The sequence below is a fragment of the Synechococcus sp. LA31 genome (assembly GCF_018502385.1).
Classification (GTDB): Bacteria; Cyanobacteriota; Cyanobacteriia; order PCC-6307; family Cyanobiaceae; genus Vulcanococcus.
In genome coordinates, this window is sequence record NZ_CP075523.1 from 2,085,600 (window position 1) to 2,108,054 (window position 22,455).

Consider the following 22,455-nt stretch of genomic DNA (forward strand, 5'->3'; position numbering starts at 1 on the left):
CATGCGCACCACCGTGACCCTCGACGATGCACTGCTGGCTCAAGCCCAGCAGCTCTGCGATGAGAACGAGCGCTCCGCACTGGGCGAGCGAGAAAGCGCCTGTGGACTGGCAGCCCTGGGCGGCAGTCAACCGCATCTCGAGCCGATTCCACGGCGCCGCAGCGCCGCATGAAGCTCAAACCCTGGCACAGCAGTTGGGTCAGGCCTGATGCGTAGCCCGCTCCTGCTGATCGTGGGCATGCACCGCAGCGGTACCTCGCTACTGGGTTCCCTGCTGCCGGCCTGCGACATCGCCATGCCCGGCCCCTTGATCCCCGGCGATACCCACAACCCGGAGGGCTACTTCGAGCGGGCCGACGTGACGGCCCTGCAGGAGCAGTTGCTGATCGATCTGGAGCGCTGGTGGCCCGCGCCCCGGGGCATGCAGCCCCTGCCCGAGGGCTGGCTGGAAAGCCCCCTGGGCCAAACGGCCCTGGCCGACCTGATCGATTTGCTGCTACCCGAAGCCGAGCACCAGCCGGGCCCCTGGGCGATCAAAGATCCCCGCAGCAGCCTGTTGTTGCCTCTCTGGAAAGCGGCCTGTCAACAGCTGGGCATTCCCCTGACGCTGCTGCTGGCTGTGCGTGATCCTGCGGAAGTGATGGTGTCGCTGGTGCGGCGCGATCAGGCCGCCACGGGCATGGACGGTTGGCGGGCCCAACAGCTCTGGTGGCATCACAACGCCCAGGTGCTGCGAGATGGCGGAGATCTACCACTGCAAGTGGTCAGCTACAGCCACTGGTTTGAACCGCGATCCGCGCTGGCGCAGCTCCAGCAACTGGCCCCCAGCATCAGCACGGAGCAGCGGCATCAGGCGTTGCAGGCGATCAAACCGCAACACCGCCGCAGCCGCCGGCAGCCGTTGCCTGCTCGTTTAGCCCCACCCGTGCAGGAGCTGTATCAACACTTGGAGCGCTTGGCACTCAGGCCTTCCCAACGGACGGCCATTGAGCAGTGGCTGGATCGGCAAAACCCCCTCTCGCCCCTGGCGCCACTGCCAAAGCGCCGGAGCCAACTCAAACGTTCTATCCAGATGCGGCGCGGCCATGCTCCCAGCAACCAGGTGGCCACACACCCCTGGGGCTACCTGGCCGAGATCACCTGCGGCAGCCAGGGGCCAGTCGCTGAGCATCAGCTCGCCTTCTGGCTGGAGCATGGCTTTCGAGATTTTGAGCTGAGCCAGTGGGCAGCCCTGGCGGGAGCCTGTCCGGCCGCCATGCCTTGGCCAGCGCAAGGCAACGCCGTCACCCTCCAGGTGCGTGGGGGTGATCTGAACGCCTGGCCGACCCATGCCTGGCTGCAGCATTGCCCGATCCAAGGCGCCGCTTCCATCCACGCCACACCGCTAGGAGCCGCGGAGGCCAACGCCATCGCGCTCAACCTCGCAGATCTCAGCCCCGGGCCGGCCTGCGCCGCTGAGCTGCTGGCCATGGCAGCGCTGGAGCGGGTGTGGGATCCCAACCCAGAGCGCGTGCGCCTGCTGCGGCAGTTCGGGGTGAACGCCTCCTGGTTGCAGCCAGCCGCCGTAGGCAATGGAGCGCTTCGCGGCAGCCCCGCAGACTGGGCCGCCTGCAGCGCGGCCCTCGGCCTGGCAGCACCTGATTCCTTGCGCCGGTTAGGCACCACGATTTGCCTCGGCAGCGGCGGAGAGGCCTGTGATCAGGGGCTCCAACCTCCCCTGCTGGGGGTGCCTGGGTTCGATGGCCTGAGCATCGCTGGCCCAGAGCAAGCCAGGCTGCAGGCCCTGTGGCTGCAGGGTTGTCTGGATGGGGGCCTGGAGCTGGTGCGTTTCCAACCCACACCCGCTGAACAAGAGCTGGAGGGATGGAGGCTGCTGATCCAGCCTCAACAGGCCGGCCGCGCCCCGATCGTGCTGCCCAGCGATCCGATGGGTGCCAACGAACTGCTGGAGGAGCTGCACTGGTATCGCCAGGGCTGTCCGCCCCCTGAACCCTGCTGCACCCCAGAGCCCAAGCACAGGGTGTTGTTGGAGCGCAGCCAAGGCCGCTGCCACACCGCCGTGTGCATCAGCCTCTACAACTACGGCCCTCGCATTCATCAGGCACTGGAGAGCGTGCTCCATCAGGAGCAGGCCAGCGGCCTGGAGCTGATCGTGGTCGACGACGCCTCCACCGACAACGGCGCCGCCGTTGTGCAGGCCTGGATGGCCGAGCACCACAGCCGCTTTGCGCGTTGCCTGCTGCTGCAACACACCGCCAATGGCGGCCTCGCCTCAGCCCGCAACACCGCCTTTGCCGCCGCCGAAAGCCCTTGGTGCTTCGTGCTCGATGCCGACAACCAACTGGATCCCTTGGCCGTGGCCCACTGCGGCCTGCTTGCCGAGGCAGCAGATCCAAGCTGTGCGGTGATCCACAGCCTGATCCGCGTACAGCCAGAGCCCGGCTGCCACGATCCGCGCCACCTGGTGAGCGATCTGCCCTGGCAGCAAGAGATCTTCAAACGCGGCAACTACATCGATGCCATGGCCCTGGTGCGCCGCGAGGCCTGGCAGGCCGTGGGCGGCTACACCCACATCCCCGGCGGCTGGGAAGACTTCGACTTTTGGTGCTCCCTCATCGACGCCGGCTGCCACGGCAGCCTCTGCCCCCAGGTGCTCGCCACCTACACCAGCCACAGCAGCTCGATGCGCAACAGCAACACCAACCAGCGCACCTATCGCCTCAGCCGCCTGCTCCAGGCACGCCACCCCTGGCTCGAGCTACCCCAGGCACGCGATCAGGCGGTGTGGCCCGGGAGGACAACCCGGCCACTCGGAATTGATGCGCACTAAAATGCGCATCAGGAACCTCGCGATCCATGCGGACCACACTGGAGCTGCCCGACCCGCTCTTTGCACGTTTGAAAGCGAGGGCAGCCAGTGAACAGGTCACGTTGAAGCAGCTGTTGCAGAACTACGTGGAAAAGGGTCTCGAGGCTCCTACGCATCCGACACCATCGCGTCGGTCAGCAGGCCAGCTGCCAAAGCTTGAAGGCCGCCTGGCCATCGATTCCAGCCACGTGAGCAATGCAGATCTGTTTGAGCTACTGGAGCCATGAGCAGCAGCGCAGACCTCCCAGACTTGAACGTGTGGCTGGCACTGGCAACACCCGATCACATCCATCACCAACAAGCAGTGGCCTACTGGGAAGAGCAAGCCGCTGAGCAGGTGCTGTTTTGCACGGCGACTGCCCTTGGCCTCGTGCGACTGGTGTGCCAACCCAAGGTGATGGGCTCAGCCGTGAAAAGTGCCCAGGGCGCTTCGGCGTTACTGCAAGCGTTTTGCCAGCAACCAGGTGTTCGCATGGCAACTCCAGCCAGCGATGGATGGGATGTGTTCCACCAGCTGATGGGGAAGGAGAACCTGCCGGCCCGCCTCTGCACCGATGCCTACCTCGCAGCGCTAGCGATCAGCAACGGCTGGCGCCTGGTGAGCCTTGATCGCGACTTCGAGCGCTTCGCCGCTCTGGAACGACTCACGCTCATCTGAACCGCAACGCCGCACTTGACTGGTGAAGACATCCCCGTGAAGCGATTCGAAAGCGCTAATCGCTTCATGAGATGAAGCGATTAGGTTGGCTCCATGGTGAACCGCTGGATCTGGCAAGAGCCCAACTGGCCACGGTTCCACTGGGATGCCCCTCGGCTTGCCCCGGTTATCCACCGCGCTCACACCAAACGGCTCGAGCTCCAGCAGCTGCTGAACCAACTGGACACGAGCCTCAGCCAGGAGGCATCAGCCGCGCTGATCAGCCGCGAAAGCCTCAGCACGGCCGGCATTGAGGGTGAGCAGCTCGATCCCGCAGACGTGCGCTCCTCCGTGGCGCGCCGCTTGCAGCTGCCGCTGGAATCTCGCCAGCCGCGCACCAACATCAAGGTTGACGGCCTGGTGAACCTGCTGCACACCGCCAGCAGCCACCCGGAAACACCGTTGAGCCTGGCAACCCTGCATGCCTGGCACAGCTCGCTGTTCGCCGCAGGCCCTGATGGCTTGCGTGCGATCCGCATCGGCAGCCTGCGGGGCAACGACCTCATGCAGGTGGTGTCTGGCCCGATCGGCCATGAAACCGTGCACTGTGAGGCACCGCCGCGTGAGGGACTGGACATAGAACTGCAGCAGCTGATCCACTGGTTCAATCACCCTCCCAACGGCCTGGATGGGCTGATCCGAGCCGGAATCGCCCACCTCTGGTTCGTAACCCTCCATCCCTACGACGACGGCAACGGCCGCCTAGCCAGAGCCCTCACTGATCGCGCCCTGGCGCAGGTGGACGCACACGAAGTCCGCATCCACCACGCCTTGACCCTCTCGGCGCGGATCCAGCAACAACGCGACGGCTACTACCTCCAGCTCGAGCGCTGCCAGAAGGGCACGCTCGAGATCACCGAATGGCTGCTGTGGTTCCTTGAGCAGCTGAGCGCTGCTGCGCAGCAGAACGGCCGGGTGGCGAATGCCGTGCGCGCCAAGGCTCTCTTCTGGTGGAGCCACCGCCACACCAGCTTCAATCCGCGCCAGCGCAAGCTGCTCAATCACCTCCTGGATGCGGAACCGGAAGGGTTTGAGGGCGGCCTCACCCTGCGCAAGGCCATCGGCCTCACCCGCACCAGCCGCGCCACTGCCTGGCGCGACCTGCGCGAGCTCGTGGATCAACAGGCCCTTGAGCCGATCGGCGCCGGCCGCAGCAGCGCCTACCGGATCCGCTGGCCGCAAAACATCCTTGCAAATCCGGACCATGACTCCTGATTTGCAAGGAAGAACGAAAGCACCACTAAGACACCCAGCGCTTCAAACGGGGAGGTCGCGCAATGCGAAACGGTTCCCCATCCAGGGTCAGGTTGGGGTTGTAAGCGGGATCGGCTGTCAGGCGATGCTGCCAACGCTCTTGCATCCAGGCCACCTCCTTGGCAAAGCGGGCCTGCTTAGCCGGCGTGTCTTCATAACCACGACTCACCGATTCATGGTGCAACAGAACAGCCGTTGGCGCATAGATGTTACGAAGGCCCATCTCACCAAGCTTCAGACAGAAATCCACATCATTGAAAGCCACACTGAGATGTGCTGCATCCAAACCACCCACAGCCTGATAGTGCTGCTTGCTCACCAACAAACAAGCAGCCGTCACCGCTGAAATTTCCTGCGCCAGTTGAGCTCGGCAGTAATAGCCCAGATCATTATGTGCCAAGCCATGGTGGGCATGTCCAGCCACACCGCCGATCCCTAAGAGCACTCCACCGTGCTGAATGCGCCGGTCTGGATAAAGCAACCTGGCCCCAACAGCACCCACACCCGGCCTACGCCCATAGGCCAACATCTGGACGAGCCAGCCTGGCTGAAACACCTCGATATCGTTATTCATCAGGCAAATCCATTCCCCCCTCGCCTGATTTACAGCGTTGTTATTCAGCGATGAGTAATTGAACGGGCTCGGATCAAGCAGCACCCGAATTCGCCCGTCTGATTCCAGATCAGCCAGAAAAGCCAGCGTTGCAGGATCATCTGAACCGTTATCCACCACCAACACCTCAAGGTTGGGGTAGTCGGTTTTGCTCAGCAAACTGAGCAAGCAAGCCCTCAGCACATCAAGGCCATTCCGCGTGGGAATGATAACGCTCACACTTGGAGCCGGAACAGGAGCAGCGAACCGAGGCTGCAACCCTGCCTCCGAACACTCCACTTGCGTGGCAGACACCTGCAAGCACTGCAAATGTTCAGCAACAGCTCGTTGAGCGGCAGTGTTGCTATAGGGCTTCGCATCAAGACCTGAAGCCGTGCTCTCCGCATGCAAACGCCAGTGATAAAGGATACGAGGAATATGAACAATCTGATCGCGGTGAAGCTGACGCGAGCACCGCAACGTGAGGTCGTGATCCTGCGCCCCTTCAAAGCCTTCGCGAAATCCACCAACCGCTCGAACAAGCTCAGTGCTGTAAACACCTAAATGGCATACCGCATTTTGACCCTCCATCAACACCGGATTCCAATCCGTCTTAAAGAAAGGGTCACGCGCCAAACCATCAGCCCCTAATTTATCTTCATCGCTGTAAAGCATCCGAACAGATGGCTGCTCCAGGATTGAGCGTGCCACCCAAGTTAATGCATCCTCCGTGAGTAGATCATCGTGATCTAAAAGAGCCATCCATGGAGCATCAACTAACTCCAAGGCCGAATTAGATGATGCCGAAATATGACCATTCCGCTCACGAAACACCACATGGATGCGCTCGTCGCTTTGCGCAGCAATCTCGAGGAGTTCGCGAATGTCGGGGTTCGTGGAGCAGTCGTCAGCAATGCAGAGCTGCCAGTGTGGATACAGCTGCCCGCGAACGGATTCGATCGCCTCTTGTAACCAATCCGGCCGGGGATCGAACACCGGCATCACCACCGCAATCCGGGGAGGATCGGCGAGTTGAGCAGCCCAAGCCTGCATCGCCTCCCGTTCTTGGGGAGTCGGTGCCTGAAACTCCGACAACCAACTGCGGTAGGCATCCGGCGTGAAACGGGATGGATCGCTTAAGGCACGCAACCGCGCCAGGCTGACCTGAGGCCCCTCCCGTAACGCACGCCACACAAACCTTGGTGCACGCGCCAGCGCTGCCGGATCTGCCAACACCACCTGGGCCGAAGTGCGCAGCCGGCGCAACAGGGTGCGGAGTTTCATCGGGGCAACCAAGCCAGCAGACCGTAAAGCCCCAGCGTGCGCAGGGGTCCGTGTTTCCAGGGGTGCTGCTCTACCGGAAGCCGCAGCAGCGCCCACCAGCGCTGACGCCGCCGCAGGTGCAGCAGAGCCGGCAGCGCCGAGATTGATTGGCCGTAGCGCTGCTCAAACAGCTCTGCCTGCTGCAACGCCGCTCGGGTGTGGCCGCCCGCAGCTGGATCCGCCAGCAGCGCCTGAAGCCGCTGCCGCCAATAGGCCAGCCCCAGCCCCTGCGCTCCGAGCACATTGCTGCCGTGTTGGCGATAGAGCACCCCGGGCTCGTCCACCAGCGCGATCTCTCCAAAGGCACTGGCCACCAAGGCCAGCCACCAGTCGTGCATCAGCGCTTCCGGAGGAATCGGCAGGGCCTTCTGGAGCAGAGCCCGGTTCAGGAGAGCGGTGCAACCGGTCACCACGTTGGTGAGCGCCAGATCCACCGGAGCACAACGCCGCGGATCCAAGCGCTGGCGCTGCAAGTAGCGGCAGCCCAGCCGCTCCCCATGGGCATCGATGAGCTCCAGATCACCATGCACGAGCAGTGGTGTAGTGCTACCGCGGCTGGCCTCCAGCTCCTGCATCTCCGCCAGGGAGCGCTCCAGCTTGTGGGGCAGCCAAAGATCGTCCTGATCCGCCAAGGCCACATAAGGAGCCATGGTGGCTTGCAGCAGCCGATTCACGTTGGATGTGCAGCCGAGATTGCCATCAGCGGGCAACACCTGCAGCCAGGCCCCGTACCGCTCTTGCAGTTGGCAAATCAGGGCTTCGGTGCCATCGCTGGAGCCGTCGTCGCGCAGCAGCACCCGCTCGGGGCGGAGGGTTTGTGCGCTGATCGAAGCCAACTGTGCCTCCAAGTAAGGCGCGCCGTTGTAAGTCGGCAGCACCACCTCGATGGCGGCGGCACTCACCACAGCGCCCAGCCCCATTTGCGGAAGTAGTGCCAGGCACTGGCCAGGTTCACCGCCATCAGTCCCAGGTTGCGGTAGTTGCCGCGGCCCCAGCCATGCACCACACCCGCCACCGGCAGATGCACGCAGCGGCCCTCACGGGCGAGGCTGCGGGTGAGATCGGCATCCTCCAGATAGAGGAAATAGCGCTCATCGAAGCCGCCGGCCCGGCGGTAGGCATCGCTGCGCATCAGCATGCAGCAGCCGCTCAGATAGGGCGCGTCGAACACCTCCTGGTAGTTCTGATCCGCCATCACATACCAGCGGTCGTAGCGCTTCAGCCAGGCAGGCTTGAGCACATCCGGCAGGAAGCGGCGGCTGAACAGCCCCAGCACCGTGGGGTGATGTTTGCAGAGCTTTTGCGGCGTGCCGGCCTCATCGAGGATCTGGGGCACCGCCAAGCTCACCTGTGGGTGTTGCTGCAACCAGCCCAGCAACTGTTCAAACGTGCCACTGGGCCAGGACAGATCAGTGTTCAGCACCCCGATGTAAGGCGGCAGCTGGCCCAGCCGCACCACCAACCGGTTCACGGCACGGCCGTAGCCGGGGTTATCGCGGTTGGTGAGGAAGCAATCGGCCCCAGCTGCCAATTGCTCCACCGGCTCACCGGGCTGGTGATCGTTCACCACCACCGCATAGCCCACCTCTGCCGGCAGCTCCGCCAGGCAGGCCTGCAGCTGCTGCACCTCCAGCGGCGAGGGGTGATACGCCACCAGCAACAGCAGCATCTCGCGCTGGGTGGGCTTTGGCTTTAAGGAAGTCGGCTGCCCAGCACGCTGCCTGCCCTCGGCCACCGGAGAGGCCGCTAGCCGTTGGCTGGCTTGCATCCGCGCCAGCGGATGCAAGCAACGCCGCAGCAACAACCCCCACAGGGCCAACACCGCCCCCAGGATCACCAGCGTGCTGCGGTGGAACCACACCGCCGTGGCCGCTGCGTTCAGCAGCCAACCCGCCAGCACCGCCAAGCCCAGGGCACTGCCCACCACCAGCAACCAGCGCTGGACCAGCTGCCGGTAGGGCATCCAGGGCCATCGCAAAAACGAATACCCCCCCAGGAACCAAGCCAGCAGAAGAAACACCAGGCCAAAGGCCAGGCCATCGGCCTGCAGCACCAGGGCTGGGTTGTGATGGCGCAGCTGAGCGGCTAGCAGAGCTCCCGCCAGCACCCCCAACAGATCGAGCCCCACGCTGAGCCAGAGCAGCGGCCAGCGCCGACTCATACCTGGGTGCCGATGCGCTCGCCGCTATAACCGGCGCGGTTGCGCACCGCTTGGCACCAATCCAGGTGCTCGAGATACCAGCGCAGCGTGGCCTCTAGCCCCTGCTCAAAGCTGTGGCGCGGGGTCCAGCCCAGCTCCGTACTGATCTTCGCCGCGTCGATGGCGTAGCGCCGGTCGTGGCCGGGGCGGTCGCTCACCCGGGTGATCAGGCGGGCATGGGGTGCACCCTCAGGCTTCAATTGATCCATCAAGGTGCAGATGGTCTCCACCACATCGCGGTTGGTGCGCTCGCTGGGGGAGCCGTGATCCCCGGCACCGCCCACGCAGTAGCTCTCACCCAGGCGCCCACAAGTGGCCGCCAACAGCAGCGCCTCCACATGGTCTTCCACGTACAGCCAATCGCGCACGTTGGCGCCATCGCCGTAGAGCGGAATCGGCTCGCCAGCCACAGCCTTGAGGATCACCACCGGGATCAGCTTCTCGGGGAACTGCCAGGGGCCGTAGTTGTTGGAGCAGTTCGTAAGCACCACCGGCAGGCCATAGGTGTGGTGCCAGGCACTCACCAGGTGATCGCTGGCGGCCTTGCTGGCGGAATAGGGGCTGCGAGGGTCATACGGCGTGGTTTCGGAGAAACGGCCCGTGGGCCCCAGCGACCCAAACACCTCATCAGTGCTGATGTGATGAAAGCGGAAGCGCTCACGCCGTTCGGCGGGCAACTGCTCCCAGTGAGCCCGCACCGCCTGCAGCAGGTTGAACGTGCCGCTCACATTGCTCTCGATGAAGGCACCCGGCCCATCGATCGAGCGATCTACATGGCTTTCAGCCGCTAGGTGCATCACCAGATCGGGATCCGCCGAGCGAACGGCCTCGGCGGTGGCCGCTGGATCGGCAAGATCCACCCTTAAAAAGTGGTGGCGGGGGTGATCGCCAATGCTGGTGAGATCGCTGGCATAGCCAAGCTTGTCGAGATTGAACACCTCCGCCGAACTTGCGGCCAGCAGGCGCCGCACCACGGCACCTCCGATAAAGCCGGCACCTCCGGTGACCAGCACCCGGGCGGTGCCCTGCGGTAAGAGATCCTGCACCGATCGAGCCCTTGAGCTCGAGGGAGCGTAGGAGAGGGTCTTGAAGTCGCCCTGTTCGTCGCCCGTAAAGTGCCGGCACGGCGCGCAAGCAGTGTGAACGTTCTTTTTGTTCACCAAGGATTTCCAGGCCAATACCTGCACATCTGCCGCGCTCTTGCCCAGCAAGGCAACCACCGATTGGTGGCGATGGGGATGCAACAGCCCCGCACACCGCTACCCAAAGGTGTGCAGCACGTGATCTATGGCGCCTCAAGGGGCAATGGCCAAGACGTGCACCCGCTGGCCCTCGAAACCGAAACGAAGGTGATCCGCGCAGAAGCCTGCGCCGCTGCCGCCGAACAACTCAAACATCAGGGCTTCCAGCCCAACATCATCTGCGGCCATCCCGGCTGGGGAGAACTCTTATTTCTTCCCTACGTGTGGCCCGATGTGCCGATCCTGATGTATCAGGAGTTTTACTACCAGATTCGCGGCTTCGATTACGACTTCGACCCCGAATTCCAAGCCGAGCTCAACTGGCAAAAGTGCGCCAAGGCGCACATGAAAAACGCCAACACCCTGCTCAATCTCGAGGCCGCCAGCTGGAACGTGGCCCCCACCGGCTTCCAGCGCAGCAGCTTTCCCGAGCGCTTCCAGCAGCGCATCTCTGTGATTCACGACGGCATCGATGCCGGCGCCGCCCCCGCCAAAGCCAATGCCGGCCTCACGCTCACCCTGCGCGACGGCCAAGAGCTGCGCCAGGGCGAACCGATCATCACCTTCGTGAACCGCACGATCGAGCCATACCGGGGCTGCCATTCCTTCATGCGCTCCATCCCTCTGATCCAGGAGCTCCAGCCCAACGCCCGCATCGTGATCGTGGGGGCTGAGCAGGGCGTGAGCTATGGCTCCGCGTGCCCGCAAGGGGAATGGAAGGATCGCTTTATGGCCGAAATTGAGGGCTCCTACGACCCCTCACGCCTACATTTCGCCGGCAGCCTCGGCTATGCCGACTTCCTCAACCTGCTGAAGCTGAGCCAGGCGCATGTGTATCTCACCTATCCCTTCGTGCTCAGCTGGAGCCTGCTGGAGGCGATGAGCACTGCCTGCGCCATCGTGGGCTCCGCCACCGCCCCGGTGATGGAAGTGATCCGCGATGGCCACAACGGCCTGCTGGTGGATTTCTTCAGCCCCAAGGCCATCGCGGAAGCCGTGGATCAGCTGCTGCGCGATCGCAAGTTGGCCAAACAGCTTGGATCTCAGGCCCGCAACGATGCCCTGGCTCGCTACAGCCTCGAGCGCTGCCTGCCCCGCCAGCTAGAGCTGATTGATCTTGTAGCAAGTGGCGCCCTGGGGCGTTAACTCGATGCAACCTCTGCGCCAACAACCTGCCGCCCTCCTGATCCTGGGGCTCCTGCTAGCCGGCATCGCCCATGGCCTGTTTGAGATCGCGGCGCTCGCTCTGGCCCACTGGGCGCAACCAAATCTGTTTGGTGACAGCTTCAGCTTCGTGCTGAGAAACGGAGGGAGCGAACTGGGGCAATGGCTCACTGACCAACACAACGAGCACCGGATCGTGTGGGCCAAGGCAGCAAGCGTGGTGGAAACAGAGCTGCTCAAAATTCCACCAGGGCAAAGCGCCCTGTTTCAAAACCTGGCTCTGATCCTGGGCTGCGCCGGGCTATGGAGCTGGCTGTGCCAGCGGATGCTCCACCGCAACGACCTCCGCCTGATCACAGCTCTGGCCGGCTCTTTGCTGCTGTTGAACCCTTGGCAGTACGAAAACCTTGGCTGGGAATTCCAAACGCCCTGGTTTCTGATCAATGCGCTGGTGCTGCTGGGAGCCTTGGTGCTGAGTATCCCCACAGCGGGACGCTTCCCTCAGAGCGTGGTGTCGGCTTTGTTGCCTTGGGTCGCCCTCACCAGCACGGGGCAGGGCTTAGCCCTGGCCGTGGGATTCGCCGGCTGTGCCTGGCTGCACAGCCGCAAGCTCGGAGCCTTAGTGAGTGCATCCACAGCCTTGGCAGGGCTCAGCTTTTATCTGCTGCTTCCGTACAACAAACCAGCGGGGCACCCAGAGCTCAGCTTCCAGATCGATTACTTCTTGCGCGCCTGGCTTGGGGGGCCCTGGCAGGGGCTGGCGCTGCTGTGTGTGGTGATCGCAGCGGTGCTGCTTGGGCGTCGCCACCCGATCCCCAGGGCCAGCTGGCCAACCCTTCTCTTACCAGGGCTGTTCAGCCTGCTCTTTGCCGGAATGATCACGCTTTCGCGGGCAGGATTTGGCGTTGAGCAGGCGAACTCATCCCGCTACATCACCCATAGCTTGATGTTGGGCCTCACCGCTCTCATGGCCCTCGCGTTATCAGACGACCACAGCCGCCGACCAACAACGCCACTGCTTGGCGGGTTTCTGGTGCTGCTCACCACGATCGGCTCCTTTCCCCAGGGCCTTCAGTCCGGTGCACTCAGCTATGCAGGCGCCTGGAACGAAGGGCGGCGCTGGGCCGAGCAAAAACGAAAGCGATTCATTTGTCATGCAGAGCAAGCAGAGCTAGCGGCAAACAACATTCGCCTCCTGGATCCGTGCAATGAAATCTTTCCTAATCAGCAGGTGATCGATCAGTATTTCCAGAGTGGATGGCCCGTGGAGCCACTGGGTTGGCACCGCGAACTTCTCGTTAATCACCAGATCTCAGCGAGCAGCCCCATTCGCTATCAAGTTGATCATCAAACCCTCAGCTCATCCTCTGTGCAGCTGCAAGGTTGGGCCTTCATGAAAACACCGAATCACCCACAGCTTTATCTGATCGCCGATTACGGCAACCAAGGCCGGTTAGCCGTGCCTATCGATCAACCGCGGCGTGATGTCAAGCGAACCTTGGGTTTATCCACTGCGCGAGTGGGCTTTAACGCCACCTTCTCCCGCAGCCAAAACGGCCAAGTCCTGCGAGCCGTGCGCGTTGGCACGCCTACCCAGGCTGTGCAGATCTGGGAGAATCCCAACGCCGATGGCTGAGCAACCCGGTGTGATCCAAGCCCTCATCGCCGCCTGCCGGCCCCGCCAATGGACCAAGAATCTGCTGGTGTATGCCTCGGCCCTGTTCTCCTTCCAGCTGAATCCCCAAATCTGGTGGGCATCCAGCGAAGCGCTGGTGACCTTTTGCCTGATCTCCAGCGCGGTGTATCTGCTCAACGATGTAATCGATCGCGAGGCTGATCGCGCCCACCCGAGCAAGTGCCGCCGCCCGATCGCCTCCGGTGCCCTGCCGGTGCCCATCGCCCTGAGCGCCGCGGCGCTGATCACAGCCCTCAGCCTGGCCATGGCGGCGTTCGTGAGCCCTGGCCTGGCCGCAGTGATCGCCGGCTACGCCGTGATCCAGACGGCGTACTGCCTGGGCCTCAAGCGCCAGCCCCTGCTGGATCTGTTTTGCATCGCCTCGGGTTTTCTGCTGCGTGCCCTGGCGGGGCTCGTGGCCACAGGCCTGGGGGCATCGCCCTGGTTTCTGCTCACCATCGGCCTGCTGGCGTTGTTTTTAGCGGTGGAGAAGCGCAAAGCGGAGCTGCGCATCTCCCTCGATCGCGGCGTAGTGACCCGCCAGGTGCTGCTGCGCTACTCGCTGCCCCTGCTGCAGCGGCTGGAATCGCTGGTGGCCAGCAGTGCCTTCATGGCCTATGCCCTCTGGAGTGCTGGCCCCACCCTGCGCGGTGCCTCCACCAGCTGGATGCTGCTCACGGTGCCCTTTGTGATTGTGGGGATCTTTCGCTACCAGCTGCTCAGCGACCCAGAAGAAACCGAGCGCCGCTGTGCCCGCTACCCCGACCGCAACAGCGAAAAACCCGAGGAAATCCTGCTGGGTGATCGCGGCATTCAGCTCACCCTGCTGGGCTGGTTGGCCACAGCGATCGTGGTAGGCATGGGCCACCGCATGGGCTGGTTGGCATGACAGCAGTGCTTCGCTCCGCCTGGGTGCTCGGCAGCACCAGCACCGTGGCCATCGCCATCTGCCGCAGCCTGGCCGAACGCGGCTGCCGCCGTTTCCACCTCTTGGCCCGCAACCCCGAGCGCAACCAGGCCCTGGCCAGCGAGCTGCGCGATCGCTTCGGCGCAGAGGTGAGCTGCGAAGCCATCGATCTCCTGGCGCCGCAGCCCTTGCAGCCTCAGCTCAATGAACCGTTCGACCTCTACCTAGTAGCCGCCGGCAGCCTCGGGGATGCCGAACGGGCCCGCAATGATGCCGCCGAAGCCCAAGCGATCACCCAAGCCAACTTCACCGGCTTGATCCCATGGCTGACGGCAATCGTGTCGCCCGAACGGATCCAGCAACCCGGTGCACTCTGGGTGTTCTCCTCGGTGGCCGCCGATCGCGGCCGCCCCTCCAACTACCACTACGGCGCCGCCAAAGCCGGCCTACTGCGCTTCTGCGAAGGCCTGCTGCTGCGCTGCCACGGCACACCCTTCTCGGTGCGCATCCTCAAAGCCGGCTTCATCGCCAGCCCGATGACCGACGGTAAAGCCCCAACGATCCTCTGCGCACGCCCCGAGCAGATCGCCCGCGACCTCCTGCGCCATCCCCGCCGCCGCGGCATCGAAACCATTCCTTGGTGGTGGACGCCACTGATGGCCCTGGTGCGCCGCCTGCCCGCCCGCCTTGCCGCCAAGCTGTAACGCCATGACCAGCACCCTCAGCGGCCACAGCGAATCCCTCACCGGCTGGGGACGCACCGATCCCTCCACGGCCGTGCTCTACACCCCCACTGCCGTGGAGCAGATCCAGAGCGCTGTGGCGGCAGCCGGCCCCGCCAGCCTGATTGCCCGCGGCCTCGGCCGCGCCTACGGCAACCCCGCCCAGTGCGATGGCGGCAGCGTGCTGGAGCTCACTGAGCTCAATCACATCGAGCTCGATCCCGCCACCGGCTGCGTGACCTGCGGTGCCGGCGCCAGCCTGGACGCTGTGCTGCGGGTGATCGTGCCGGCGGGCTTCTTCCTGCCCGTGACACCCGGCACCCGCAACGTGACCGTGGGCGGCGCCATCGCCGCCGATGTGCACGGCAAAAACCACCACGGCGAAGGCAGCTTTGCCAACCATGTGCACTGGCTGAAGCTGGTGGATGGCAACGGCCAGCTGCGCCAGCTCAGCCCCAGCGATCCCGCCACCGCTGAAGCGTTTTGGGCAACCGCCGGCGGCATGGGCCTCACCGGCGTGATCGTGGAGGCCTGCTTCCACCTGATCCCCATCAGCAGCTCGCTGATCAGCGTGGACACCACCCGCTACCGCGACCTCGATGCCCTGATGGCCGCGATGGTGGAGGCCGATGCCCGCTACCGCTACAGCGTGGCCTGGGTGGACAGCCTCAACCCCGACGGCCGCGGTGTGCTCACCTGCGGTGATCACGCCAGCCGTGAACAGGTGGAGGCCCAGCAGGGCAACACCGCCGACCCGCTCCAGTACGACCCCAAAGCACTGGCCGGTGCCCCTTCCCTGCTGCCGGGCGGCCTGCTCAACACCTGGACGGTACGGGCCTTCAACGAAGCCTGGTATCGCAAGGCCCCCAAACAACGTGAAGGCGAGCTGCAGGCGATCAGCCCCTATTTCCACCCCCTCGATGGGGTGAGCAATTGGAACCGCATCTACGGCCCAGCCGGCTTCCTGCAATACCAGTTCGCTGTTCCGGATGCCGCGGCCCATCTGGTGCGCACCACCCTCGAAGCTCTGCGCCGCATCGGTGCCCCCAGCTTCCTCACGGTGCTCAAGCGCTTCGGGCCAGGAAACCCCGGTCCCCTCTCCTTCCCGATGCCGGGCTGGACGCTGGCCGCCGATGTGTCGGCCGCGGTGCCCGGCCTGTTTGCGCTGCTCGATCAGCTCGATGAGCAAGTAGCGGAGGCTGGCGGACGGCTCTACCTAGCAAAAGACTCGCGCCAATCTGCAACCATGCTCGAGCGCAGCTATCCACGCCTGCATGAGTGGCGCCAGCAGCGATCTCTGCTGGATCCTCGCGGTGTGTTCAGCTCCGATCTGGCCCGTCGCGTGAAGCTCTGATGAAGGTGTTTCTTCCCGGCGGGGCCGGCCTAGTGGGACTCAACCTGATTGCCCTGCTCCAGCAGCAGCACCCCGATTGGCAGCTGCTGGTGGTAGACAAGAAACGCGAAGCTGTGGAAGCCGGCCGCAAGCTCTTCCCCGCGGTGGAGTTTCTCTGCGAAGACCTCACCAGCACCAGCGGCGTGAGCTGGCCGCAGCGCCTGGCTGGCTGCGACGCCTGCGTGATGCTTCAGGCCGAAATCGGCAACACCGATCCCAGCCAATTCGAGCGCAACAACATCCGCACCACCGAGGTGGTGCTCGAGCAGCTCAAGCGCCAGGCCATCCCGCGGCTGGTTCACATCAGCAGCTCGGTGGTGAACTCGGTGGCCACCGACCTCTACACCACCACCAAGCGCGCCCAGGAGCAGCTGGTGCAACGCAGCTGGCCCGGTGTGGTGATCCTGCGCCCCACCCTGATGTTCGGCTGGTTTGATCGCAAGCATCTGGGCTGGCTGGCCCGCTTCATGCAGAAGCTGCCCGTGTTCCCGATCCCCGGCAGCGGCCGCTTCATCCGCCAACCCTTGTATGTGGGGGATTTCTGCCAGGTGATCCAGAGCTGCCTTGAGCAGCCGGGCCTGAGTGGCAGCTACGACATCACTGGCCTGGAGCAGGTGAGCTACATCAGCCTGATGCGCCAATTGCGCCAGGCCGTGCATGCCCGCCCCTGGATCGTCCATTTGCCGATCCCACTGTTTGGCTGGTTGCTGCAGCTCTGGGCCCTGATCAGCCGCCAGCCGGCCTTCACCCGCTCCCAGCTCACCGCCCTCACCGCTGGCGATGAATTCGACGTGATCGATTGGCCCGGCATCTTCTCGGTGCAGCCCACAACGCTGGCTGATGCCCTGCGGATCACCTATCAGGATCCGCACTATTCCCAGGTGGTGATTCCCTTCTGATGGCGCCAACGATTGCGGTGGTGGGCGGCGGCCCCATGGGCCTCGCTGTGGCCTATCAACTAGCCCTGGAAGGCGCCAAGCCGGTGTTGCTGGAGGCCGACGATCGCCTTGGCGGCATGGCCGCCAGCTTCCAGTTCGCCGGGCAGACCCTCGAGCGCTATTACCACTTCCATTGCCTCAGCGATCAGGCCTTCTTTGAGCTGCTGGAAGAGTTGGGCCTGGCGGATCAGCTGCGCTGGAAGCAAACCTGCATGGGCTTCTTTGTAGATGGGCGCCTCTACCGCTGGGGCAGTGCCGGCTCAGTGCTCAGCTTCCGCCGGCTACCCCTGCTTACCCGCCTCCGCTATCTGCTGCACGCGGCCCGCTGCCTCAGCCTGCGCCGCTGGCAGCACCTCGATGACATCCGCGCCACCGACTGGCTCAAGCGCTGGTTGGGCCCCCAGGGCTATGCGCTGCTTTGGCAAAAGCTGTTTGCTTACAAGTTTTACGAGCACAGCGACACGCTCTCCGCCGCCTGGATCTGGAGCCGCATCCGCCGCCTGGGGCAATCACGCCGCTGGCTGAAAGAAACCCTCGGCTACCTGGAAGGCGGCTCCCAGCGCTGGATCGATGCCCTCGAGCAGCGCCTGCGGGAGCTGGGCTGTGAGATTCAGCTCGCCAGCCCGGTGCTGGCGATGCGCTCCCAGGGCCCTGGCCAAGGAGCTGTGCTGCGCACCCCAGCTGGCGAGCGCCACTTCGATGCGGTGATCTCCACCGTGCCGCTGCCCCTAGTGGCGCCGATGCTGCAAGCCGGCGGCGCCGATCCGGCCCTGGTGGCTCGCTACAGCGATCAGCTGTCGGTGGCATGCGCCTGCGTGGTGCTGCAAACCCGCCAGCCGATCACCGGCAACTTCTGGACCAACATCAACGACGAGCGCTTTGCCATCCCCGGCATCATCGAGTTCTCGAATCTGCGGCCGCTGCAAGGGCACATCACCTATGTGCCTTATTACATGCCCGCCAGCCACCCGGATTACCAACGCCCGGATGAGGCCTTCATCGCCGATTCAATCGCTTGTTTACAAGCAATCAACCCCGATCTAGCCCGCGCCGATGTGCTGGCGGCCCACTGCAGCCGCTACCGCTACGCCCAGCCCGTGTGCGGCACCCACTTCCACCAGAGCCTGCCGCCGCTGCAGCCCCTACCTGGCATCACCACTGTGGACACCACTGTGTACTACCCGGAAGATCGCGGCATCGCCGAAAGCGTGGGCTACGGGCGCGAGCTGGCCCGGCAAGTGGTTCGGGCATTGCAGGCCGACAGGCGATGACCTCCACCACCCGGCCCCAGGCCCCTGCCGCCCATTCACCCCGGCGGGAATTTCTGCTGTTTCTGATCACCGGCGGTGTAGCCGCCCTGGTGAATGTGGTGAGCCGCGTGGGCTTCTCGCAGCTGCTGCGCTTTGAGCTGGCGGTGCTGCTGGCCTACGGCGTGGGCATGCTCACGGCCTATGTGCTGGCGCGGAAGTTTGTGTTTCTGCAGAGCCGCACCAGCGTGCGCCGTTCCTTCGCTGCCTTCGCCCTGGTGAATTTGTTTGCGGTGCTGCAAACCTGGCTGGTGAGCGTGGGCCTGCGCAACTGGCTGTTGCCCCTGCTCGGCATCGTGGTGCTGCGCGATCTGATCGCCCATGGCATCGGCGTGGCAGTACCGGTGCTAAGCAGCTATTTCGGCCACAAACACATCTCGTTCCGCCAGCGCTGATGAGCGGAGCCAGCCCCAGGGCCACCGCATCTCCACCTGTGGCGGCCTTCGATTTCGACGGCACCCTGCTCGCGGGCGACACGCTGCTGATCCTGCACCACCTGGTGCGCTCCCCCCTGGGGCAGCTGATCGATGGCCTGCTGCTGCTGCCAGCCCTGCTGCTCTGGAAGAGCGGCCAGCGCAGCACTGCCTGGTTCAAGCAAGTGGTGCTGCAGCGGCTGCTCACCCCAGCGATGCAACAACGCACCCCTGAGGAGCGCACCGCCTTGCTTGAGCGCAGCCTGGCCAACGCGCTCTGGCGGCAGCTGCGGCCCGCAGCCTTGGCCCGCCTGGAGTGGCACCGCCAGCAGGGGCACCGGCTGGTGATCGTGTCGGCCTCACCGCGCTGCCTGCTCCAACCGATCGCCCAGCGATTGGGGGTGGAGCTGATCGCCACCGAAACCAGCGATCCCTGCAGCAACGCACCGATCCAGCTCCACTCCGCCAACTGCAAGGGCCCCGAAAAGATCCACCGGCTGCAGGCCTGGCTCAACCACGAGCCCCTCAGCCACACCGAGCTGCATGCCTACGGCGACAGCCGCGGCGACCGTGAATTGCTGCAGAGTGCAGCACATCCCCACTGGCGTAGTTTCAGCGCCGGCAGCCGCCCCTACCCACCAGCACCAGGCCTACAGCGCTGGCTGGCACCACTGGCCTTCCTGCTGCTGCTCTCGGCCCTGGCCGGCCTGCTGCAGCTGGATCCCGCAACCCAAAGCAGCCTGATCCATGGGCTCAGGCAGCTTCCCGCCTGGATGCCCGCGATCCTGGCGGTGCTGGCGCTCAGCTACGCCGGCCGCTATCTGCGCTTCCGGCTGCTGCTGAGCGCCGAAAGGATCGGCCGCCCCAGCCGCCGCGAAGCCTGGATGTGGTTTGAAGGCTTTGCCCTCACCGCCACCCCCGGCAAGCTGGGAGAACTCTCGCGCGTGCAACAACTGCGCCAGCAGCTGGGCTACCCGCGCCAGCCCCTGCTGCACGCCTTCCTGGCGGAGCGCCTCTGCGATGCGGCCGCCGTGGTGGTGTGGCTGGCACTACTGGTGCCAGGCCAGTTGCTGCAACGCCTGGGGCCACCAGCGCCAATCGCGCTCGGCATCAGCGGGCTTGCTGTGGTGCTCACCCTGGCGCTGGGCCGCTGGTTCTGGCGCCAACGCTCCCGCTGGCAACACCACCTGCCCAGCGGCCGCCTAGCGCGGGCTTGCCTCCCCGCCAGTGGCCTGAGCCTGGGGATCTGGGGCCTAGAGGCGATGATCCTGTGGCTGCTGGTGCAGGCGATCAGCCCCAACGCAGCCTTCACCGCCGGCCAAGCCATCAGCACCTATCTGCTCTCGGGCACCGCCGGTATGGCCTCACTGCTGCCAGGGGGCCTGGGGGTGAATGAAGCCGCCACCACGCTGCTGCTCCAGCAAGCGGGCATCCCCGTCTCCCTGGGGCTGAGCATCGCCATCCTGCGCCGCCTCTGCAGCGTGTGGCTGATCACCGCCTTAGCCGCCCTTGCAAGCTGGCTACGGGTAGCACCGATCAGCGCCCCCCCGCCTTGAGCACCGTTTTGATCGTGCGAAACAGAATGATCAGATCCAGCCAGGTGCTGAAGTGCTTGAGGTAGTAGAGGTCGTAGGAGAGTTTCAGCTCTGAATCCTCCACGCTGGCGGCATAGGGCGCGCACACCTGAGCCCAGCCGCTTAGGCCAGGGCGCATCCAGTGGCGCTTGCGGTAGTGAGGAATGCGGGCCTCCAGCTCCTGCTCCAGTTCCGGCCGCTCTGGCCGAGGGCCGATCAGGCTCATATCACCGCTGAGCACATTGATCAGCTGAGGCAGTTCATCGAGGCGCAGGCGCCGCAGCCACAGGCCCACCCGGGTGATGCGGCGATCGCCTGGCACGGTCCAGGCTGGAGGCGCATCAGCGGGAGCCACCTGCATCGTGCGCAGCTTGAGCACCTGAAACGAGCGTCCCAGCCAGCCGCTGCGCTGTTGCACGTAAAACACCGGCCCGCGATCCTCCAGCCAGATCAGCAGCGCCGCCACGAGGAGCAATGGGCTGGTGAGGGTGAGCAAGCCAGCCGCCACCAGCAGATCGGCCACCCGCTTTAGCTGACGCTCCAGGCTGAACACCCGGTTCCAGGGCAGCTCCTGATAGTTGAGCCAGGGCTCCGGCACCAGAGCGGGAGGCAACCGCTCCAGTTGACGCTCCAACAAATTGAGCGGGGTGGTGAGGCTGGTGTCGCGCGGGTCGCGCTCTTCGAGCTGCTCCAGCAAGCGGCGCTGCTGGAGATTCTGCTCCAGCGATGGCGCCAGCGCCAGCACCACCGGTGGCGCCAGCTCAAGCGCCTGCTCCAAGCTGAGGCAGCGCAGCGGTTGGCGCACCGGTGTTGGCGTGCGCCGCCAGGCAGTCAGCACGGGCTCAAGCTCGCCCGGAGGACCCACCAGCGCCACCTGGGCCTCAGGCGGCAGCAACACCCCCCGGCGCAACAGGCCCCGCATCAACAGCGACCAGAGCATCAACGGCAGCAACCAAGCGGCCTGGGTGCTGCGATGCACCAGCCACACCGCATCCGGTGGGTTCAGAAACAACCGCGCCAAGGCCACCACCACCAAGGTGACCACACCGGTGATCAACACCCGCTGCAGCACCGCCGCCAGGGGCAACCGCCGCCAGCGCAACACCGTGTAGCTGCCAAACAACCAGCCGAGCCCGAGATAGGCCAGGGCGGTGAACGCCAACCATCCCAACTGCGGGAACACCGGCAGCGGCTTGAACAAGCTGATCAGAGCCAACAGCCCGAGCAGCCCGGCCAGATCCAGCCCGGCACACGCCAACAAAATGCGGCGCGGATTACGCCACGACATCGCTGATCACCTGCCGCAAAGCAGCCCGCCAATGCAGGGGCGGCAGCTGCAAGGCCCGGCGTGTCGCCGTGCAATCCAGCAGTGAATAGCTGGGACGCTGCGCAGGCGTGGGGTAGTCAGCCGTGGTGATCGGATCGATCCGCGCCGGGTTGGTGAGCAAGCCCGCCTCCTGGCCCAGATCAGCGATGGCCACAGCGAAGTCGTACCAGCTGGCTGCACCGGCATCACTCCAGTGATGGATGCCGCTGATGCCCTGCTCCAGCGCAGCCCAGCAGGCACCAGCCAATCCCGCCGTGGCGGTAGGACAGCCCACCTGATCCGCCACCACCCCGAGCTGCTCTCGCTCGGCCATCAAGCGCAGCATGGTGAGCAGAAAGTTTTGACCCACGGGGCCGTACACCCAGCTGGTGCGCAGGATGCAGAGCCGCTCGGCCGCCAGGGCAGCGCTCGCGGCGGCTTCGCCAGCAGCTTTGGAGGCGCCGTAGACACCCAGCGGATCCACCGGCTGATCAGGGCGATAGGGCGACCCCTGCGCTCCGTTGAACACAAAATCAGTGCTCACCTGCAGCAACCGCCCGCCTGTGGTGGCCAACGCCTCAGCCAAAGCTGCGGGAGCGGCGGCATTCACGGCCTGGGTCAACGCCGGTTCACGTTCCGCCTTATCCACAGCGGTGTAAGCGCCGGCATTGATCAGCCAATCGGGCTGCTGCTGCGCCACCAGGGCCCTGCAGGCAGCCGCATCCGCCAAATCCAACGCAATCGCGCCCTCTCCACCGGTGCGGGTGGTGGTGATCAGCTGCACAGCACGGCCCCCGATCGCGGCAGGCACGCTGCGGCGCAGCGCTTGGCCCAGCTGGCCGGCTCCACCGGTGAGGATCACCTTCATGGTTGCTGCACC

Annotated in this window: 20 protein-coding genes; 14 read left to right on the top strand and 6 right to left on the bottom strand. The window is 64.6% G+C overall.

The genetic code is table 11. The annotated features are described in order from the left end of the window. The first annotated feature begins 1 nt into the window (after position 1). The 5 genes from KJJ24_RS11430 to KJJ24_RS11450 all read left to right on the top strand — a co-directional run bounded on the left by KJJ24_RS11430 (position 2) and on the right by KJJ24_RS11450 (position 4,781). Positions 2-172, top strand: coding sequence for a type II toxin-antitoxin system VapB family antitoxin (locus tag KJJ24_RS11430; protein ID WP_214338829.1), 171 nt, complete (start codon positions 2-4; stop codon positions 170-172). Between the two features lie 36 nt (positions 173-208). After that, positions 209-2,830 carry a glycosyltransferase gene (locus tag KJJ24_RS11435; protein ID WP_214338831.1) on the top strand — a complete coding sequence of 874 codons (2,622 nt, stop codon included), beginning with the start codon at positions 209-211 and terminating at the stop codon, positions 2,828-2,830. Positions 2,831-2,856: 26 nt separating this feature from the next. Next, positions 2,857-3,096, top strand: coding sequence for a hypothetical protein (locus KJJ24_RS11440; protein WP_214338833.1), 240 nt, complete (start codon positions 2,857-2,859; stop codon positions 3,094-3,096). After that, entirely contained in the window at positions 3,093-3,527 is a 435-nt protein-coding gene (locus tag KJJ24_RS11445; protein ID WP_214338835.1) for a TA system VapC family ribonuclease toxin, read from the top strand. The genes KJJ24_RS11440 and KJJ24_RS11445 overlap by 4 nt, the downstream gene beginning before the upstream one ends. Before the next feature lie 93 nt (positions 3,528-3,620). After that, on the top strand, positions 3,621-4,781 hold the full coding sequence (locus KJJ24_RS11450; RefSeq protein WP_214338837.1) for a DUF4172 domain-containing protein: 1,161 nt from the start codon (positions 3,621-3,623) through the stop codon (positions 4,779-4,781). A gap of 25 nt (positions 4,782-4,806) precedes the next feature. Here KJJ24_RS11450 and KJJ24_RS11455 read toward each other — a convergent pair whose 3' ends face one another. From KJJ24_RS11455 to rfbB, 4 genes are all read right to left on the bottom strand, one after another. Then, positions 4,807-6,507, bottom strand: a complete 1,701-nt coding sequence (locus KJJ24_RS11455) for a glycosyltransferase (protein WP_250544694.1) — start codon at positions 6,505-6,507, stop codon at positions 4,807-4,809. 185 nt (positions 6,508-6,692) lie between these two features. Next, a complete protein-coding gene (locus KJJ24_RS11460; protein WP_214338841.1) occupies positions 6,693-7,655 on the bottom strand; it encodes a glycosyltransferase family 2 protein in 963 nt (320 codons plus the stop codon). Next, entirely contained in the window at positions 7,634-8,896 is a 1,263-nt protein-coding gene (locus KJJ24_RS15000) for a glycosyltransferase family 2 protein (protein ID WP_250544696.1), read from the bottom strand. The genes KJJ24_RS11460 and KJJ24_RS15000 overlap by 22 nt, the downstream gene beginning before the upstream one ends. Then, entirely contained in the window at positions 8,893-9,981 is a 1,089-nt protein-coding gene (gene rfbB / locus KJJ24_RS11470) for a dTDP-glucose 4,6-dehydratase (protein WP_214338843.1), read from the bottom strand. Before rfbB ends, KJJ24_RS15000 begins: the two co-directional genes overlap by 4 nt. 93 nt (positions 9,982-10,074) lie before the next feature. On the opposite strand from rfbB, the gene KJJ24_RS11475 reads away from it, so the two are divergent. Genes KJJ24_RS11475 through KJJ24_RS11515 form a run of 9 tightly spaced genes read left to right on the top strand, consistent with a single transcriptional unit; the run spans position 10,075 to position 20,251 of the window. Further along, complete coding sequence (locus KJJ24_RS11475; RefSeq protein WP_214338845.1) at positions 10,075-11,322, top strand: glycosyltransferase; 1,248 nt, start codon at positions 10,075-10,077, stop codon at positions 11,320-11,322. Positions 11,323-11,326: 4 nt separating this feature from the next. Next, positions 11,327-12,976 carry a hypothetical protein gene (locus KJJ24_RS11480; RefSeq protein WP_214338847.1) on the top strand — a complete coding sequence of 550 codons (1,650 nt, stop codon included), beginning with the start codon at positions 11,327-11,329 and terminating at the stop codon, positions 12,974-12,976. After that, positions 12,969-13,904, top strand: coding sequence for a decaprenyl-phosphate phosphoribosyltransferase (locus tag KJJ24_RS11485; RefSeq protein ID WP_214338849.1), 936 nt, complete (start codon positions 12,969-12,971; stop codon positions 13,902-13,904). Before KJJ24_RS11480 ends, KJJ24_RS11485 begins: the two co-directional genes overlap by 8 nt. After that, positions 13,901-14,626 (top strand): SDR family NAD(P)-dependent oxidoreductase, encoded by a 726-nt coding sequence (locus tag KJJ24_RS11490; RefSeq protein WP_214338851.1) that lies wholly within the window; start codon positions 13,901-13,903, stop codon positions 14,624-14,626. The genes KJJ24_RS11485 and KJJ24_RS11490 overlap by 4 nt, the downstream gene beginning before the upstream one ends. Before the next feature lie 4 nt (positions 14,627-14,630). After that, the gene (locus tag KJJ24_RS11495; RefSeq protein WP_214338853.1) at positions 14,631-15,998 is read left to right on the top strand and encodes an FAD-binding oxidoreductase; all 1,368 of its coding nucleotides are present in this window, start codon (positions 14,631-14,633) and stop codon (positions 15,996-15,998) included. Continuing rightward, positions 15,998-16,936 (top strand): NAD(P)-dependent oxidoreductase, encoded by a 939-nt coding sequence (locus tag KJJ24_RS11500; protein ID WP_214338855.1) that lies wholly within the window; start codon positions 15,998-16,000, stop codon positions 16,934-16,936. The genes KJJ24_RS11495 and KJJ24_RS11500 overlap by 1 nt, the downstream gene beginning before the upstream one ends. Next, positions 16,936-18,246, top strand: coding sequence for an NAD(P)/FAD-dependent oxidoreductase (locus KJJ24_RS11505; protein ID WP_214338857.1), 1,311 nt, complete (start codon positions 16,936-16,938; stop codon positions 18,244-18,246). The genes KJJ24_RS11500 and KJJ24_RS11505 overlap by 1 nt, the downstream gene beginning before the upstream one ends. Then, a complete protein-coding gene (locus tag KJJ24_RS11510; protein WP_214338858.1) occupies positions 18,243-18,677 on the top strand; it encodes a GtrA family protein in 435 nt (144 codons plus the stop codon). Before KJJ24_RS11505 ends, KJJ24_RS11510 begins: the two co-directional genes overlap by 4 nt. After that, entirely contained in the window at positions 18,677-20,251 is a 1,575-nt protein-coding gene (locus KJJ24_RS11515) for an HAD-IB family hydrolase (RefSeq protein ID WP_214338861.1), read from the top strand. Before KJJ24_RS11510 ends, KJJ24_RS11515 begins: the two co-directional genes overlap by 1 nt. Here KJJ24_RS11515 and KJJ24_RS11520 read toward each other — a convergent pair. Then, positions 20,232-21,557: a sugar transferase gene (locus tag KJJ24_RS11520; protein WP_214338862.1), complete on the bottom strand. Its 1,326-nt coding sequence runs from the start codon at positions 21,555-21,557 to the stop codon at positions 20,232-20,234. The two genes, KJJ24_RS11515 and KJJ24_RS11520, sit on opposite strands and share 20 nt — an antisense overlap. Beyond that, positions 21,544-22,443 (bottom strand): dTDP-4-dehydrorhamnose reductase, encoded by a 900-nt coding sequence (gene rfbD / locus KJJ24_RS11525; RefSeq protein ID WP_214343609.1) that lies wholly within the window; start codon positions 22,441-22,443, stop codon positions 21,544-21,546. Before rfbD ends, KJJ24_RS11520 begins: the two co-directional genes overlap by 14 nt. Between the last annotated feature and the right edge of the window lie 12 nt (positions 22,444-22,455).